Origin of the sequence: Enhygromyxa salina (assembly GCF_000737335.2) — a bacterium.
GTDB classification, from domain to species: Bacteria; Myxococcota_A; Polyangia; order Nannocystales; family Nannocystaceae; genus Plesiocystis; species Plesiocystis salina_C.
Genome location: NZ_JMCC02000018.1, coordinates 30,174 through 47,685 on the forward strand (window position 1 = coordinate 30,174; position 17,512 = coordinate 47,685).

The 17,512-nt window shown below is 67.1% G+C and carries 11 protein-coding genes; 4 read left to right on the forward strand and 7 right to left on the reverse strand.

The features are described 5' to 3' along the window. Nucleotides 1–24 precede the first annotated feature (24 nt). The 4 genes from DB30_RS08765 to DB30_RS08780 form a co-directional block, all read right to left on the reverse strand. A complete protein-coding gene (locus DB30_RS08765) occupies nt 25–1,656 on the reverse strand; it encodes a hypothetical protein (RefSeq protein ID WP_052547732.1) in 1,632 nt (543 codons plus the stop codon). A gap of 8 nt (nt 1,657–1,664) precedes the next feature. After that, nucleotides 1,665–3,395, reverse strand: coding sequence for a serine/threonine protein kinase (locus DB30_RS08770; RefSeq protein ID WP_146658323.1), 1,731 nt, complete (start codon nt 3,393–3,395; stop codon nt 1,665–1,667). Nucleotides 3,396–3,462: 67 nt separating this feature from the next. Further along, nucleotides 3,463–4,389: a hypothetical protein gene (locus tag DB30_RS08775; protein ID WP_052547736.1), complete on the reverse strand. Its 927-nt coding sequence runs from the start codon at nt 4,387–4,389 to the stop codon at nt 3,463–3,465. 93 nt (nt 4,390–4,482) lie between these two features. Next, complete coding sequence (locus DB30_RS08780; protein WP_052547741.1) at nt 4,483–5,382, reverse strand: thrombospondin type 3 repeat-containing protein; 900 nt, start codon at nt 5,380–5,382, stop codon at nt 4,483–4,485. A gap of 568 nt (nt 5,383–5,950) precedes the next feature. Between DB30_RS08780 and DB30_RS08785 the strand changes: the two genes are divergently transcribed. The 4 genes from DB30_RS08785 (at nt 5,951) to DB30_RS08800 (ending at nt 11,129) form a co-directional block, all read left to right on the forward strand. Then, nucleotides 5,951–6,829: a dienelactone hydrolase family protein gene (locus tag DB30_RS08785; RefSeq protein WP_052547746.1), complete on the forward strand. Its 879-nt coding sequence runs from the start codon at nt 5,951–5,953 to the stop codon at nt 6,827–6,829. Nucleotides 6,830–6,856: 27 nt separating this feature from the next. Then, on the forward strand, nt 6,857–8,359 hold the full coding sequence (gene glpK, locus DB30_RS08790; protein ID WP_052547748.1) for a glycerol kinase GlpK: 1,503 nt from the start codon (nt 6,857–6,859) through the stop codon (nt 8,357–8,359). A 217-nt stretch (nt 8,360–8,576) separates the two neighbouring features. Next, nucleotides 8,577–9,503: a bile acid:sodium symporter family protein gene (locus DB30_RS08795; RefSeq protein WP_052547750.1), complete on the forward strand. Its 927-nt coding sequence runs from the start codon at nt 8,577–8,579 to the stop codon at nt 9,501–9,503. 180 nt (nt 9,504–9,683) lie between these two features. Continuing rightward, nucleotides 9,684–11,129, forward strand: coding sequence for a hypothetical protein (locus tag DB30_RS08800; RefSeq protein ID WP_146658324.1), 1,446 nt, complete (start codon nt 9,684–9,686; stop codon nt 11,127–11,129). Here DB30_RS08800 and hemL read toward each other — a convergent pair. The 3 genes from hemL to selB form a co-directional block, all read right to left on the reverse strand. Continuing rightward, a complete protein-coding gene (gene hemL / locus DB30_RS08805) occupies nt 11,119–12,438 on the reverse strand; it encodes a glutamate-1-semialdehyde 2,1-aminomutase (protein WP_052547754.1) in 1,320 nt (439 codons plus the stop codon). The genes DB30_RS08800 and hemL overlap by 11 nt on opposite strands. Continuing rightward, nucleotides 12,435–15,161 (reverse strand): DNA gyrase subunit A, encoded by a 2,727-nt coding sequence (gyrA, locus tag DB30_RS08810; protein WP_052547756.1) that lies wholly within the window; start codon nt 15,159–15,161, stop codon nt 12,435–12,437. The genes hemL and gyrA overlap by 4 nt, the downstream gene beginning before the upstream one ends. Nucleotides 15,162–15,455: 294 nt before the next feature. Next, nucleotides 15,456–17,504, reverse strand: a complete 2,049-nt coding sequence (gene selB, locus DB30_RS08815; protein WP_052547759.1) for a selenocysteine-specific translation elongation factor — start codon at nt 17,502–17,504, stop codon at nt 15,456–15,458. Nucleotides 17,505–17,512: the final 8 nt, after the last annotated feature.

Consider the following 17,512-nt stretch of genomic DNA (forward strand, 5'->3'; position numbering starts at 1 on the left):
CTGTTTCCTCGTGAGATCTCGAGACTAGAGCAGATCGATCGAACCAGCGCTGGCGGGGGTCTCGTCGTCGCCAATGGTATTGGTGTTGCCGTAGCCAAGCCGCCCGTCTTCACCGAAGCCCCAGCACACGACGGAGTAGTCCTCCCGCACGGCGCAGCTGTGGCGGTCGCCTGATGAGATGGAGATCGCAGCGCCGCCGAGGACGATTGGTTCCGCAACGATCGGGAACTCGTCGTCACCGAGGTCACCAGCAAGCCCAAGTCCGAGCTGGCCGTCTGCGTTCCTACCCCAGCACCGTACGTCGCCGTTGTCTAGCAGTGCGCAGCTGAATGACTCTCCAGCGCTGATCGCCGTCGCGGTACCCCCAAGTTCGATTGGTGTCAGGTCGCCTGGTGCTTCATTGACCTCATCACCCCAATTTTGAATGTTGGCCTGCCCCAGCTGCCCGCGGCTGCCGCTGCCCCAACACAGCACGTCACCTGTCGAGAACAGCGCACAAGTGTGGCCCCCTCCCAACGCGAGCTGGACAATCGAAGTGTTGCCAGGAAGCCCCGCCGGATACACGTCGACAGGTCCATTGCTGCTGGGGGGCTCGTCGTCACCAAGCCTTTCAACGTTGCCGTAGCCAAGCTGTCCATAGGTGTTCAAGCCCCAGCAGTAGAGATCATCGGCATTTGTGACAGCGCAGCTGTGATTATTACCAGCGGCGACCAGCGCGATGTCGTTTGGTCCGAGATCGACCAATCCGGCGGCGATGGCGGGTTCGTCGTCGCCGATGTTCGTAGTGTTTCCGGTCCCGAGCTGGCCGTAGCCGTTGTAACCCCAGCAACGCACATCTCCGCTGCCGAAGCGTGCGCAGCTGTGTCCGCCTCCGCTGGTGATATGCGTGGCGGTGCCCCCAAGCATGAGCCCTGGCAGACCGCCAAGCATTTCGTCGTCGCCGATATCGATGGTCGTGCCGTTGCCGAGCTGTCCAGTGTAGCCTACTCCCCAACAACGCGTGAGCTCGTCTTCGAACAGCGCGCACGTGAAGACCCAGCCGGGGTCAACGACCACTACATCTCCGGGTAAGGTGACATCGCCGGCACTTGCAGGCGTCTCATCGTCTCCGATGTTCTCCAGGTTTCCATAGCCGAGCCCTCCAAAGTACGCGCCGCCCCAGCAGCGCAGACGACCACCCTCGATGAGCGCGCAGTTGTGCACGGCCCCTGCGACCACTTCCACGGTTGTCCAGGTGCAGTCGGTGTCGCATCCGTCGCCGTCGATCTCGTTGCCGTCGTCGCACGCCTCGCCGTCGTCAGGCGTACCGTTGCCGCAGGTCTGCGGGACGCACTCAGCCCCTTCGCAGATCAGCCCGGGGTCGCAGCTCTCGGCTGTGCCGTCGCACATGCAGCCGAGCTCGGTGCAGCCCGGATCGCCATCGCCGTCACCCGGGTCGCCGTCGCCATCGCCCGGGTCGCCGTCGCCATCGCCTGAATCCCCGTCTCCGTCCCCGTCGCCTGTCTCGCTGGGGTTCGCGGTCTCGCTCTCACCCGACTCTCCCGCAAACCCCGGGCAGCCTTCGTTCTCGGGATACACCTCGCAAAACGGAACACTACAGCCCGCCGTCACGGCAAGGATCCCCGCCAGCGCCATCGTCGTTTTCGCGTGTTGCATCTCGGATCCTATTTGACAACGATCTCGCCGCTCTTTTGCAACGTCAGCGTGGCCCTGCCTGCCGGGATATCCACCCGCCCAGCGCTCTGCCACGCGCCGTCGACCTTCGTTCGAAACGTGAGGGTGTGGGTGCCCGTCGGCAGCCGAGTTGACGCGCTCTTGCTGCCAAAGGCGTCGAGCACGAAGCTGCGGCTGCCGGCCTTGACCTCGGCCCACGGCACGCCGCCGCCGAGCGTGAGCGTGACCTTGGTCGTCTTGGTCTTGGCAGGCGCCGGCTTGGTCGCGGGCTCCACCACGGGGACTTCAACCTCGTCCTGCTCCGCGCCGGTGTCGCTCGTGCCGGGCTCGGGCGGATCCTCGACGGTGGTCGGTGGTTGCCTCGCGGAGCCAAAGTCCAGTCGCGGGCCGGCGAGGTCATCGTCCTCTGCTTCGGGGGCCGGATCGCCGCTCGTTGGCTCAGGTTCGACGTTGGCGACCACAGCGGGGTCTCCGGCGCGCGGGTCTGTCTTTAGCTCTGGCTTGGGCTTGTTCGAGAACGAGACCGACAGCGCCACGACGAACAACGCGATGAGCCCGGCCAGCCCAATCCCACAAAAGGCCAGCACGATTCGGTACAGATTGCGGTTGCGGTCGGGCTGCGCTTCAGGCTGTTTGGGAACAGCGGGCGCGACGGCCAGGGTCGCTGGCGTCTGGATGCCGGCCGGAACGTCGTCTACTGCGTGGCCCGTGAACGAGCCAACCTGCGCCGCGGGTGGGAGCACGATCGGCACACCGGGCGCGGCCACGGGTGCCGACACGACTGGCAGCACCGCGGTCTTGGGCTCGCTCTCACCAACGACGCGCCGCACGATCTCGTCGAGCTCGAACCGAGCGTCGCGGTACCCCGACCAGCGCGACAACCGAACAAACGCCTCGCGGGCGGTCTGAATCCGGTCCGCGGGGTTGGCCGCGAGCAGCTGCTTGCGAATCTCGTCGAGCTCTTTGGGCACCGAATTGGCGGACCGCATCAGGTGCGGGATCTCGCCGTCGAGGATCATCCCGTACAGCCGCCCCTCGTCGACGCCGCCGCGAAACTTGACCTGATCGAGCAGCTCGTGGAGCACGGCCCCCACCGCGAACAGATCCAGCGTGGGCTCGCGCGACATCCCGCGCAGCTGCTCGGGTGGCATGTAGCGCAGCTTGCCCTTGACGTGCGAGCCGCTGGTGTCCTCGGAGGCCATTCGGGCGATGCCGAAGTCCATGACCTTGACCTCGCCCGAGACCGAGATCATCACGTTGTGCGGTGATATGTCGCGGTGGACGATCGTGTAGCGCTCGCCGCCGTGGCGCAGATCATGGGCGTGGGCGAGGCCCTTGAGCACCTCGCCAATGATGTACGCGATGATCTCGTCAGGCAGGGTCTCGCCCGCGTCGCTCAGCTTCGCGTTGAGCTCCGCCAGGTTGAGCCCGTCGACCCACTCCATGACCATGTAGCAGGTGCCGTCGCCGGCCTCGGCGGCGTCGAACACCTTGACGATGTTCGAGTTGGTCAGCAGCATGGTCAGCCGCGCCTCGTCCAAGAACATCTGCCGGGCCTCGGGATCGTCGACCCTGCCGGGGGTCAACACCTTGATCGCCACGTCGACGGCGGTGCCGCCGAGCGCCTCGCGGCTGCCCTTCCACACCTCGCCCATGCCGCCAACGCCCAGGCGGTGGGTCAGCGTATATCCTCCGAGCTCGCGCACTGACCACCAGATCACGACGAGACTGGATCGCTGTCAACCGTGGATCCGCGCGGGTTCGCGCGGACCGGCCGAGCGGGCTGGCTCAGAACCGCAGCGTCGCGCCAACCATGACCTGCTGACCTTTTGCCCGACCGACGCGCACTTCGTCGATGCTCAAGAGCACGCCCGAGACCACCAGCAGACCGCCGCCGACCCCAAGCAGCGAGGCGCCGCCGACCGTGGTGTTGTAGATCGTGCCGCAGTCTTCCATCGAGGTGTCCATGCCCGGGACCTGGTTGGTCTTGCTGCACTTGCCATCGAGGCTCAGCAGCACCGCGCCGGCGACGACGAGACCGACGCCCGCGACCAGGCCCGAGATCTCGGCCGCGCGCGGGAGCATGCGCTTGCGAGCGGGCGGAGGCGGTGGCGGCAGCGCGATGTCGACGGGGGTTGGATCCGCGTAGGTGATGGTCTTGACCGTGTCTGCAGCCGCGAGGTCGACCTCGAAGTAGACCCACTCTGCGTCCTGGTCGGCAGCCTTGATCCAGATTCTGTAGGGGCCCACGGGCAGCTGCTCGCTGGTGGCGGTCGACAGGCGCTCGTTGATGACGCGGGTGCACGCGACCTTGCAGTTGAACTCGAGCGTTGCCGTGCCCGCGGCTTGGAGGGCGGCCTTGCGGGCCTCGTAGAGATCCGTGACCTCTTGCCCGTAGGACCGCACGGGTGGGGTCTGATCTCGCGCGGTGCGGAGCAGGTCGTCCATGGCCTGCTCTGCGGCCTTGTTGTTGTGCTCTGCGAGGTACAGCCGGATCAGGATCACGCGCGCTTCGAGCACGAGCGTGGGCAGCTCCGACGAGGCTGCGTCGGGGTGCTGGCTCTGTCGTTCGATCGCGCTGGCCAGCGCGGCGATCGCCGCCTGCCGGTCTTCGTCGGTGGAGTGCTCGACCGCCGTCTGAAGCTCTGCGGTCGCTTGCTCGTGGTCGCCCTCGGGGGGAGCGAAGAGGAGGACGAGAGGGAGGAGCGAGTGCATGGCGGGGAAGTTGGAGCGGATGATAGGATCCTTCTGCTCCAAAACAAAACCCGTCATGCCTTGGCATGACGGGTTGGTTGCTGACCTTGGTGGTTAGGGCGCGAGGGTCAAGGTGCCGACGAGACCCTTGAGCTCGAAGTCAATGGTGACCGCAGGCGGACCCTCGATCATGAACTGGTCGGTAGCGAGCACGAACTGCCCGTCAGCCCAGGACAGTGTGCCCATGGCGCCGCCGCCAGTGATGTTCGCCGTAAACAGTGGCAACGCACCATCGAGCATGAGCTCGGAGTCCATGGGCTCGTCATTACCGACCTGGGCAGACAGCGTAGCCGTTGACAGCACTGGGGGAGGAATATCGGCATCGCCAGCGACCTGGCCAGCGTCATGCATCGCCGAGGTGTGTGGCATCGTGACCGGGAATGGGCCGCCGCTGTTACTGATGACGAAGTCGCGCATTGAGACTGTCGCCTGGATGAATAGGTCGCACTCCTTGTCCAGGATGTCTGCGACGTTGAGGTTGGCGATCTCGAAGCCCGCCACTTCCGCGTTGTCATCGAGCTGAACCATGACCTGGCCGTCGGTGACCTCGATCATCAATGGAATGCTGCAGCTTCCAGCGAACCCCGCGTCCGCATTCGCAGTCGTGTTCAGCATCCCCGTCGCGTTGAACACCATCACATCGCACGAGTTCCCCATCCCGTTCCCATCAAAGTCCAGCTGGTTAGGGTTCGCAACATCCGGGCAGTTGTCGACCGAGTCCCCAACCCCATCCATGTCCGAGTCCGGCTCGTCGGTGTCCGCGTCCCCGTCCCCGGGATCCCCATCCCCATCCCCGGTCGGGTCGCCATCGCCGTCCCCGGTCGAGTCCCCATCGCCGTCCCCGGCCGTGGTGTCCGTACCGTCGGTGGTAGGAGCATCGTCACCGCCACAGGCAAAGGCGAGCGAAGCGACTGCAAGAGTCAGGGGGGCCAGACCAACGAATGTGCGCGTCATGTCCCGACAAATACCACCGCGACGTAGGCACAAACAACACGGATTCGAACCAACTCGTTTCGAAACCCAGAAATTTCAAGCAGCAACCTGGCACCCGTGCGCGTCAGGCCACCAAGCTCCTCCCGCCCACAGCGCGTCGTTTCGACCTGCCGCAGCGTGCGCTCAGGATCCCGAACACCACCCAACCACCGCCAACACCCCGAAAACCACCCCCAGCAGCCCCAAGGCTGATCACCGCCGCCCCCACAAACACCAAGCGATCCCGGATCGTCGCCGCCGCCGGTCGCTCGAGGCCATCGCGCTCCAGCCCCAGTTCGGCGCGCAGCAACGTGTCGGTTGAGCAGTGCGTCATCAAAGTCGCGGTCATACGAGTTCCGCGTGTGACACCCCCGAATGAACGCCGCTCGCGCCCGCCTTGGACAGCTGAGGGATCCCTGCAACCTCTACCTTCACCCACTTGGCCGCGTACCCGCCGTCGTCGCCAAACCCGTTGCGCACGAAGTACTGCGTCCGAGCGTCGCGGATCCTGCATGGGTTGGCCGCGACCGGTTTGGTAGTGTGCTCGCCGATGCGCCCCCAGATCATCGCGACCCTCGGCCTGCTCGGGATGTTCACCGTGCTTGGCTGCGCCAAGGACCCAAGCGAGCCAACCCCAACCGCGACACCCGGCGAGCTCACCGACAAGCCAGCCACCGACCCAAGCCCAACTGGGATCCTGAGCGAGGACGCGTTCGCGGCCCTCCACCAATTGACGGAGGCCGAAGCGCCTCCGCTGCACGGCCAGACGATCGAGCTTGGCGGCGGCCATGCCTATCTCGCGCTCCCCGAGGGCGCGACCGGCCCGGTTCCGGCGGTCGTCGTGATCCACGAGTGGTGGGGCCTCAACGATCACATCCGCCACTGGGCCGACCGCCTGGCGGAAGACGGCTACGCCGCGCTGGCCGTGGATCTCTACGCTGGCGGGGTCGCGACCGATCCCCAAGGCGCGATGAGCTTGATGAAGACCGTTGACCCAGCCCAGGCCCAGGCGATGCTCAGCGCCGCCCACGAATTCCTGGCGACCGATCCCCGGATCCAGGCCCCCCACCAAGCCGTGATCGGTTGGTGCTTCGGCGGCGGCTGGTCCCTGCGCGACGCGATCGCAACTCCGGGCCTCGACGCGGCGGTGATCTACTACGGCAACCCCGTCACTGATCCCGCAGAGCTGGCCAAGATCGAGGCGCCGCTGCTCGGGGTGTTCGCCAACGATGATCAGGCGATCCCACCCGCGGTCGTGGACGAGCTAGCGACCGCGCTCGAGGGCGCAGGCAAGTCGATCGAGCTGCACCGCTACGACGCCCAGCATGCGTTCGCCAACCCCTCGAACGCCCGGTATCAACAGGCGGAGGCCGCCGACGCGTGGGCCCACACCCGGCGGTTCTTGGCCAAGCATCTACGGCCGCAGTAGGGCAGCGCGAGCGGTATAGTCTGGCGGATGTCAGATCCAGATCTGATCCTCGCGATCGACCAAGGCACAACCGGCAGCACCGCGCTGATCCTCGACCGCGAGTTGGTCGTGCTCGCGCGGGCCAACCGGGAATTCGCCCAGCACTTTCCGCAGCCCGGCTGGGTCGAGCACGATCCCGAGGACATCTGGAAGTCGGTCGGTGACGCGATCATCGAGGCGCTCGGCCGCGCCAACGTGGAGGCGACGCGCATCGCCGCGGTCGGGATCACCAACCAACGCGAGACCAGCCTGCTGTGGCGGCGCCGCGACGGCAAGCCGATCCACCGCGCGCTGGTCTGGCAAGATCGACGCACGGCCGACACCTGCAAGGCCCTGCGCGAGGCCGGCCACGAGGCGCTGATCAAGCAGCGAACCGGCTTGGTGCTGGATCCCTACTTCTCGGCGACCAAGCTCGCGTGGGCGCTCGACCATGTCGAGGGCGCGCGCGCGGACGCAGAGGCAGGCAAGCTCGCGGCCGGCACGATCGACACCTACCTGGTCTGGCGCATGACCGGCGGGGCCGTGCACGCGACCGAGCCCAGCAACGCCTCGCGGACCTTGTTGTGGCCGCTGAAGGGCAAGGCTGGCGAGGGCCGCAGCGACTGGGACCTGCAGCTGTGCGAGCTGCTGCGGGTGCCGCCGGCGGTGCTCCCCGAGGTCCGCCCGTGCACGGCGGCGTTCGGCTCGACCAAGTCGGTGCCGGGGTTGCCCGACGGGATCCCGATCCACGGGATCGCGGGTGATCAGCAGGCCGCGCTGTTCGGTCAGGCATGCTTCACCCGCGGCCAGGCCAAGTGCACCTACGGCACCGGCGCGTTCGTGATGCTCAACACCGGGTCCGAGATCGTCGGCTCGGACCACGGCTTGCTCACCACCGTTGGCTGGCAGATCGGCGACGACACCACCTATTGCCTAGAGGGCAGCGCGTTCATGGCGGGCGCCGTGGTCCAGTGGCTGCGCGATGGACTTGGCTTCTTCAAGAGCTCCAGCGAGGTCGAAGAGCTGGCCCGCAGCGTCAACGATGCCGGCGGCGTGATCATGGTTCCGGCCCACGCAGGGCTCGGCGCGCCGCACTGGCGCCCCGAAGCGCGGGGCCTGATCCGCGGCCTGAGTCGCGGGACCAACCGGGCCCACCTCGCCCGCGCGGCGCTCGAGGGCATCGCGCTCGAGGTCACGGATCTGCTCGAGGCCATGGCCGAAGATCTAGGCGCGCCGCTCCAGGGCCTGCGGGTCGACGGCGGCGCCGCGGCCAACGACTTGCTCATGCAGATCCAGAGTGACCTGCTCGGGGTCACCCTCGCGCGCCCCACCATCCTCGAGTCGACCGCGCTCGGGGCCACGTTCCTGGCCGGACTCGGCGTCGGCCTGTGGCCCAACAAAGAGGCCGTCGCTGCCACCTGGAAGCAAGATCGCCAGTTCGTCCCCAAGGCCGACCCAGCCACCCTCGCGCAGCTACGCGCCGCCTGGAAGGTCGCGGTCGACTGTGCGTGACCCCGAAAAAAAGGAGCGAAGCGTTCCCCAATCGGCCCGGACCTTGGGCGCGACGGTGCGAGTCCGGGAGGATTGGGGTATGAACAAAAAAGCGAAGCGTTCCCCAATCGGCCCGGACCTTGGGCGCGAGCGAAGCGAGGGTGTCGTAGCGCGCGGAGGCGAAGCCGAGCACGGTGCGAGTCCGGGGGGATTGGGGTATGAACAGTAGGATTTGGCTATGACCCCCCAGCTTGATGGGGTCAAGCTCGCGTTCGATCAGGACAACCTGTTCGTGCTCGAGATCGTCCTGGGCTTCGTGATGTTCGGCGTCGCGCTGGATCTCAAGCTCGACGACTTCAAGCAGCTCGTGAAGCAACCCAAGGCGCCGGGCATCGGCCTGCTCGCGCAGTTCTTGTTGCTGCCCGCCCTGACGTGGTTGCTCAGCCGCGCATTGCTGGCGATCGGCATGATCACCCCAAGCATGGCGCTGGGCATGATCCTGATCGCAGCCTGCCCCGGCGGCAACGTGTCGAATTTCATCACGCACTTGGCTGGCGGCCGAACCACCACATCGATCGGCATGACCGCGGTCTCGACCACCGCCTCGGTGCTGATGACCCCGCTCAACATCGGCCTGTGGGGCTCGATCAGCCCCGAGACCTCGGCGATCCTGACCGAGGTCGCGCTCGATCCGGTCGACATGTTGCGCGCGGTGATGATGATGCTCGGCATCCCGATCGTGGTCGGGGTGTTCTTGGCCACGCGCTTCCCGACCTTCGCCAAGCGCGTGCACCCGCCCTTCAAGTGGCTGTCGGTGATCTTCTTCGTGACCTTCATCGTGCTGGCGGTCAAAGCCAACAGCCACGTGTTCGTGCCCTACCTCCCCAAGGTGTTCTTACCGGTGTTCATCATGAACGCGCTGGCGCTGGCGCTGGGGTTTTGGCTGGCCAAGCTCGGCGGGCTCGACGAGTCCGATCAGCGCGCCGTGTCGATCGAAGTCGGCATCCAAAATTCGGGGCTTGGCTTGATACTGATCTTCGCGTTCTTCGCGGGGCTCGGGGGCATGGCGATGATCGCCGCGTGGTGGGGGATCTGGCACATCATCGCCGGGTTGACGCTCGCGTTTTGGTGGACGCGGCGCGACCGAGCCCGCGCGGGGACGTGACACGTGCGTCGCGCATATGGCCGCAAGTCGCGGGAGCGCAAGGCCATACTCAGCGGGCTGTTGGCTGAGCTGGTTGCATCTGCGAGGCGTCACCCGTGACCGTGTCGTCAACCTGACGATGCGCGTTATTGAGCGATTCGGGCAGGCCAGCGTTTCGTGGATCTCCGCTATGCTCCGCGCGTGCGTGGATGCGTACGTCCCCTGACCCTCGCGGCCTGCCTGCTCGCGTTTCCCTCACTCGCCCAAGCCGCTCCGTCGATCAGCAAAGAACGCATCGGCCCGGTCCCGACCGAGTCCAACCTCAGCCACGACGAAGCGCTCCGCGTGCTCGTCGAGGGCGAGAAGCTGCTGGAGACCGAGCTCATCGCCGAGGGTCTCGCCAAGATGCTCGAGGCCTATGTGGCGCTCGAGCTCAGCGACGGAGCCGAGGCCAGGGGCGTCAAGGAGCTGCGCAGTTGGTTGGTCAAGGCGCTCGAAGCCGTCGGCCTTCAAGACGAAGCAAACACCCTGCGCGCGCGCGGCAGCTACGTCGAGCATCCGCTCTCGGTCATGCCCTCGACTTGGTTCCCCGCGAGCGCGAGCGGGAGCACGGACCAGATGGGCATCCAGGACGCAGAGCAGGCCGTCAAGCAGGGCTTGGATCTGCTGCAGGCCGGCAACATCGACGGGCTGGGCTTGTTGCTGCTCGCCAACGAGATCCTCGAGCGGGAGCTGGGCTTGGAGGCGGGTGACACCAAAGAAGTGCGCAGCTTCTTGGTCGGTCTGCTCGAGACCGGTGGGTTTCAGGACGAGGCGAACGCCCTGCGCCAGCGCGGCAGCGTGAACGAGGCGACCGCGGAGGACCGTGAGGTCTACGCCGCGACCTGGCTGCGCGTGATCGAAGCCGCGGGCTCGGCCGACTCGGTGCTGGGGACCGGCGGGCTCTCGGGTTCGAGCATCAAGGACACCAGCTCGTCGTCGCCGAGCGCGAGCGACACCTCTACCAGCCAAGGCATCACGGAGCCCGAGCCTGACAGCGGCAATGACAACGACGACAGCAAGTCCAAGGTCGTTCAGTCTGGGAGCGTGGTCCCCAGCGTGCTCATCGATCTGGGCATTGGCACCTTCCAGCCCGAGTACGGCCGCAAGGGCCTGATCTGGAACGCTGGCCTCGAGCTGCACTGGACCTTGTTCAGCGCCAAATTCTTCTCGATGCAGCTTGGCGGCGGCGGGAACTTTGGCCGCAACCGGGACAAGCGCTGGCTCGCCAACGCCCACGGCGAGCTGCGCTTGGACTTCGACTTTGACAAGGTCTACCTGACCCCCGAGTTTGGCGGCGGCTACGATCAGATCGCCGGCACCAAGCTGTCGATCGCGGAGGCCTACCACGTCGCGCCCGCGGCCTACTATCACTTCGGCGGCACGCTTGGGGTTCGCTTTTCCGACAACTTTGGCATGTACGGACGCGCGGTCCGGCTCAACCGCGACGATCCGCGGATGCGCAACGAGACCCGCGTGCGCGGTGGGTTCTTGCTGCAGCTCGAACAGGCGACGATCGACCTCGCCTTCACCTTCACGGACTACGACGCACGCCGGGACGACCCCGGCGCGCGGATCTACTCGGGCAACCTGGGCTTCAGGTTTTAGGCAGCGCTGCGAACACAGCGTCGGCTGCGGCGAGCGTGTGCTCGATCGCGGCGTCGTCGTGGGCGGTCGAGAGGAACGCGGCCTCGAATTGCGAGGGCGCGAAGTAGACCCCACGCGCGAGCATCTCGCTGTGGAAGCGCGCGAACCGGTCGAGGTCGCTGCGCTTGGCCTGCTCGTAGTTCCAGACCGGCTCGGCCTGGAAGAAGAACCCGAACATGGGGCCAACGGCGACGTGGGTGAAGTCGACCCCGTGGGCCTTGGCCCGGGTCGCCAACCCCTCACACAGCAGCTTGGTCGTGGCCTCGAGCGCGTCGTGGGGCTTGTCGCGCTTGATCAAGTCGAGCGTTGCGAGCCCGGCCGCGACCGACAGCGGGTTCCCGCTGAGCGTGCCGCCCTGGTACACGGGGCCGAGCGGAGCGATCTTGGACATGATCTCGCGCCGACCCCCGTACGCGCCAACCGGCATGCCGCCGCCAACGATCTTGCCGAGGCAGGTCAGATCCGGCGTCACGCCAAACCGCTCTTGCGCGCCGCCGGGGGCCACGCGAAAGCCGGTCATGACCTCGTCGAAGATCAGCACGGCGCCCTCGCGGGTCGTGATCTCGCGCAGGGCCTCGAGGTAGCCGGGCCGCGGCGGAATGCAGCCCATGTTGCCAGCCACCGGCTCCACGATGATCGCGGCGATCTGGCCTGGGTGCGCGCCAAATAGCTGAGAGACGGCCTCGGCGTCGTTGTAGGGCACGAGCAAGGTGTCGCGCACGGCCTGGACCGGGACGCCTGCGCTGCCGGGGATGTTGAGGGTTGCGGCGCCCGAGCCAGCGGCGACCAACAGCATGTCGGCGTGGCCGTGGTAGCCGCCCTCGCACTTGATGATCTTGTCGCGGCCCGTGAAGCCCCGCGCCAGCCGCAGCGCGCTCATGGTCGCCTCGGTGCCCGACGACACCAGCCGAACCATGCCCTCGCGCATGCTGGGCACGAACTCGCAGATCCGCTCGGCGAACTCGACCTCGGCGGCCGTGGCTGCGCCAAAGCTCAGGCCGTCGCGGGCGGCCTTGATCACCGCCTCGACCACGGTTGGGTGGGCGTGGCCGAGCAGCGCCGGGCCCCAGCTGCCAACGTAGTCGATCACGGCGGCCCCGTCCTCGGTCACGAGGTGGCAGCCGGTCGCCTTGCGAATGAAGGGCGGCTCCCCGCCGACCGAAGCAAACGCCCGGACGGGGCTGTTCACGCCGCCGGGGATCACCTTTTGGGCGGCGGCGAATAGTTCTTTGCTCCGGGGGCCTGCGCGGCCGTCTTCTCGTGTGCTCATTCGCTGTCTCCCTCGTCCGCGTCCGCGTCCGCGTCCGCGTCGTCGTCGTCCGTGCCCTCGCCGTCGTCGAGCTCGTCGTCTGCGTCGTCGTCGTCGTCGTCGGGGATGTCCTGCTCTTCGGGGTCGAGCGGCCCTTGGACCTCGACGCCCGCAGACTCGGCGTCATCGGGATCGTCGATCCGGGCGGTCCCGACCACGACCTCGTCTTCGCCAAGCCTGATCAGCCGGACACCCTGGGTCGCGCGGCCGAGCTCGCTGATGCCGGACACCGGCGTGCGAATGATCTTGCCCTGCGAGGTCACCACCATCAGCTGGTCGCTCTCGCGGACCTTGACGATGCTGACGACCTTGCCGTTGCGCTCGCTGACCTTGATGGTCTTGAGGCCCAGGCCCGCGCGACTCTGGGACCGATACTCGGACGAGGGCGTGCGCTTGCCGTAGCCCTTCTCGCACACCGTCAGGAATTGGATGTCCTCTTCGGCGTCGCGCTCGAACACGAGGATGTTGACGACCTCGTCGCCCTTGCGCAGACCCATGCCCCGCACGCCCCGGGCGTTGCGACCCATGACCCGGACGTCGGCCTCGTCAAAGCGGATCGCCTGGCCGTTGCGGCTGGCCATCAGGATGTCACAGCGGCCGTTGGTGAGCTTGGCGTCGATCAGCGTGTCACCCTCGGCGACGGTCGCGGCGATCAGGCCCGAGCTGCGAATGTTGGCGAAGTCCGCCAGCGAGCTGCGCTTGATGTAGCCCTGCTTCGAGGCCAGCACGACGAAGTGATCGTCGTCGACCTCTTCTTCGCGGTACGCGACCATCTCGAGGATCTTCTCGTCCTCGCGCAGATCCAAGAAGTTGACAAGCGCCTTGGGACGCTGCCCGCGGGTGCCAAGCGGGAACTCGAACACGCGCTTGCGGAACACCCGACCAATGTTGGTGAACAGCAAGATCACCGCGTGGGCCGAGGCCTCGAACAGCTCGATGACCTGGTCGTCTTCGTCGCGCTGCGAGCCCGAGTTGAGCCCGACCCCGCCGCGATTTTGCACGCGATACTCACCCGTGGGGATCCGCTTGACGTAGCCCTGGCGGGTGATCATCAGGACCATTGACTCGTCGGCGACCAAGTCAATTGGCATGATCTCGAGCTCGTTGGGCACGATCTCCGTGCGCCGCGAGCCCTTGCTGCCAACCGAGCCGTCGCCGCTGTCGGCCCCGTCGCGGTCGCCGTACTCGCTGCGGATCTGCACGAGCTCCTCGCGGATCACAGACATCAACTTGGCCGGGTCGGTGAGGATCGACTCGAGCTCGGTGATCGTGAGCGACAGCTCGATGTACTCGGCCTCGACCTTCTCGCGCTCGAGCCCGGTCAACCGCTGCAGGCGCATGTCCAAGATGGCCTTGGCTTGGCGCTCGTTGAGGCGGTAGGGGCCCTTGCTGGCGGCCTCGATCTCTTCTGCTGGGCGACCGCAGCGCTGCAAGAAGCCGGCGAAGCCGTCGAGTGGCTCGGCCAGCAATTTTGCCTTGGCCTCGTCGGGATCGCGGCTGCCGCGGATCAGCGCGATGATCCGATCGATCGCGTCAACGGCGACGCCAAGACCCTCGACGATCTCGCGCCGGGCCATGGCCTTGGCCAGCTCGAACCGGCAGCGGCGGGTGACGATCGTGCGCCGGTGATCAACGAACTCGCTCAGGCAGCGGTGCAGGTTCAGGACCTCTGGGCGGCCGTTCACGATCGCGATCATGTTGACCCCGAACGTGGTCTGCAGATCGCTCATCTTGTAGAGCTTGTTCAGGACGATCTGCGCGGCGCTGTCCTTCTTGACCGAGATCCAGATCCGCATCCCCGTGCGATCCGAGTAGTCCTGGATGTCGGAGATGCCCTCGATCTTCTTCTCGCGGACCAGCTGGGCGATGCGCTCGATCAGCCGGGTCTTGTTGACCTGGTAGGGGATCTCGGTGACGACGATCGACTCGCGGCCCTTGGCGTCTTCTTCGATCTCACACCTGGCACGCACGGTCACGGAGCCGCGGCCCTCGAGGTAGGCCTGCTTGATCCCGCCGCTGCCCAGGATGATCCCGCCGGTCGGGAAGTCGGGGCCCTTGACGTACTCGAGCAGCTCGGGGACCCGGTAGTGCGGGTTGTCGATCAACGCCAAGGTCGCGTCGATCAGCTCCGTGAGGTTGTGCGGCGGGATGTTGGTTGCCATGCCAACCGCGATCCCGACCGCGCCGTTGAGCAGCAGGTTGGGGATCTTGGTCGGCAGGACCGCCGGCTCGAGCTCTTTTTCGTCGTAGTTGGGGACCCAGTCGACGGTCTCTTTGTCGAGGTCCGCGAGCAGCTCGCTCGCGAGCTTTTGCATGCGCACTTCCGTGTAGCGCATGGCGGCCGGCGAGTCGCCGTCGATCGAGCCGAAGTTGCCCTGGCCGTCGACGAGCGGGTAGCCCATCGCAAAGTCCTGGGCCAGCCGGACCAGCGCGAAGTAGACCGCAGAGTCGCCGTGCGGGTGGTACTTGCCGATCACATCACCGACCACGCGCGCCGACTTTTTGTAGGGCTGCGTGTGCGAGTTCTTGAGCTGATGCATCGCGTAGAAGATTCGGCGATGAACCGGCTTGAGCCCGTCGCGAACGTCGGGCAGCGCACGAGAGATGATGACGGACATGGCGTAGTCCAAAAAGGAGCTACGCATCTCGTCTTCGATATTGAGGGTCGACTTCGTCTCGGCCATGCAGGTCGCTGATGTGGGATCGGGGGAGGTGGTCCGGGCTGGTGGCGCGACCGCGTGACCGCGGGGATTCGCCCGGGATCACGCGCGCGCGCAGGCGCTTCGAACCGCGGGGATGATAGCTCTCGACGCGACCCCTTGCACGGGTCCGAACCCTGGAAAAATCGCCTGAATTCGCAGGAAATTCGAGGAATGCAGGAGCGGCAAGAGCGGCGACCCTGGCGGCGGCCCGGGAACGAGGCTCGGCACAAAATTACCGAGTAAAATCAACAGGTTGTGAAGCTGCGGTGGCGCGGGCTAGGAATCGGCCTTGGCGCGCGGGCCCGGCAGCCGGCGATCCCCCTCGCGGCGGGTGATCGCGAGGTGGTCGAGGTGCTCCAAGAACGGGACCACGAACTTGCGCGACAGCCCGCTGATGTCCTTGAGCGCCTGCACGTCGATCTCGCCGTGAGCTGCGAGGTGCTCGCGGATCCGTCGCAGCAATTCCACGTGGGTCGCGGGCGCGTAGGAGAGGTCATCGCTGACCCGGACCAGCAAGCCGTTGCGCTGCAGCAGGCCCGCGTACTCGAGCACTTGCTTGGCCTCGAGGCCCAGGCGCTCGGCGACCTGCTTGAGGGTTGGCGGCGCGGCCCCGCCGGTCGTGTAGAGCCCGACCATCGCGGCCATGTCCTCGGGCAGGGCGTCGGGATCCAAGCTGCCCTTGCCGGGCCGCGCGAGGCTGCCAGCGCGGTCGGCCACACGCAGCGAGCCACGCTCGAGCGCGAGCTCGACGGCGGCGCGGGCCAGCTCGGGCGCGGGGTGGCCAGGCAGCGAGCCCTCGAGCGTGGCGCGGCCGATCCCGGGGTGCAGCGGCTGGGCTTGGTGATAGCGCTCTGCAGCCTGCAAGGCCGCGCGGACCAGCTCATCGAGCAGCTTGCGATTGACCCAGCGGCCGCCGGCCAGCGCGAGCAGGGGGCCCTCGGGGCGCGAGAGTCGGCTGAGGATCTTGCCTGGTTCTTCGACGCCCGTTCGCAGCGCGATCGCCTGCGCGTCGATCCCCGGCATGCCAGCGTCTTCGACGAGCGCCTGGACCCGCGCGCTTGGATCTTCTGACAGCAGCGCGCGAGCGAGCGCGACCCGACGCGACGGGTGCCGGCGCTCGGGCAGCGGATCCACGATCACGCCGCCGCCCACGGTCAGGCCCTCGACGTTGGCGTGGCCGGCCGAGTACGCGCGCAGGATCACGCGCTGGCCCGCCCAGATCGCCAGCGGCGCGTCGAGGTAGAGCCGCACGAGCCCGCGCTGACCTGGCGCGATCTTGGGCTTGGGCGCGCCCGGGCTCGGCTCGATCAAGTGCGTGTGGCCCTGATCGGGATCGACCAGCGCGAGCGGGACCAGGTGCGCGGCCGTGCTGGCCGTGCCCGCGCACAGCTGCAGCGCCGTGTCGCGGGCCCACGCGCGCTGGCCAAACCCGAGCTGGTTGACCAGCGCGAGCACCCGGTCGCTTGTCACGACCTTGTGGCCAGCGCTGATCACATCGCCGCGCGCGAGATCTTCGACGCTGACGTTGCCGAGGTTGAGCGCGGTCCGGGTGCCCGCGCGCGCGCGACGGGCATCACCGCTGTGGACCTGCATGCCGCGGATCCGCAGCGGGCTGCGCTGGCGCGCGAGCCCGCACGGGACCAGCTCGAGCTCCGCCTGCTTGTCCAGGTCGATCTCGCCCGCGAGCAAGGTGCCAGTGATCACCGTGCCGTGCCCGCGCATGGTGAACACGCGATCGATCGGCAACACTGGCGCGCCCTTGCGCCCGCGGCTGGGCAGCTGCTTGGCGAGCTCGAGCAGCGCCGCGGTCAGCTCCGGCATGCCCTCACCCGTGTGGGCGCTGACCGGCAAGATCGGTGCCTCGGCGAACGGGCCCTCGGCCAACACCGCCCGCACGTCGTCGATTGCGAGCTCGAGCAGCTCCTCGAGCTCGTCGTCTTCACCGCCGCCGTCGCTGCGCAGCCGATCGATCTTGGTCAGCGCGACCACAGCGTGGCGCAGGCCAAGCAGCTCACACACGTGCAGGTGCTCGCGGGTCTGCGGCATCACGCCGTCCTCGGCCGCGATCACGACCAACACCGCGTCGATGCCCCCGGCGCCGGCGACCATCGTGCGAACCAGCGCCTCGTGCCCGGGGACATCGACGATCCCAACGTTGAGCTCCTCGCTTGGCTGCCAGCGGGCGAAGCCCAGCTCGATCGTGATCCCGCGGCGCTTTTCTTCGGGTAGACGATCGGTGTCGACACCCGTCAGCGCGCGGACCAGCGAGGTCTTGCCGTGATCGATGTGCCCGGCGGTGCCAAGGATGAACTGGCGCGGGGCCATGCCGGAGT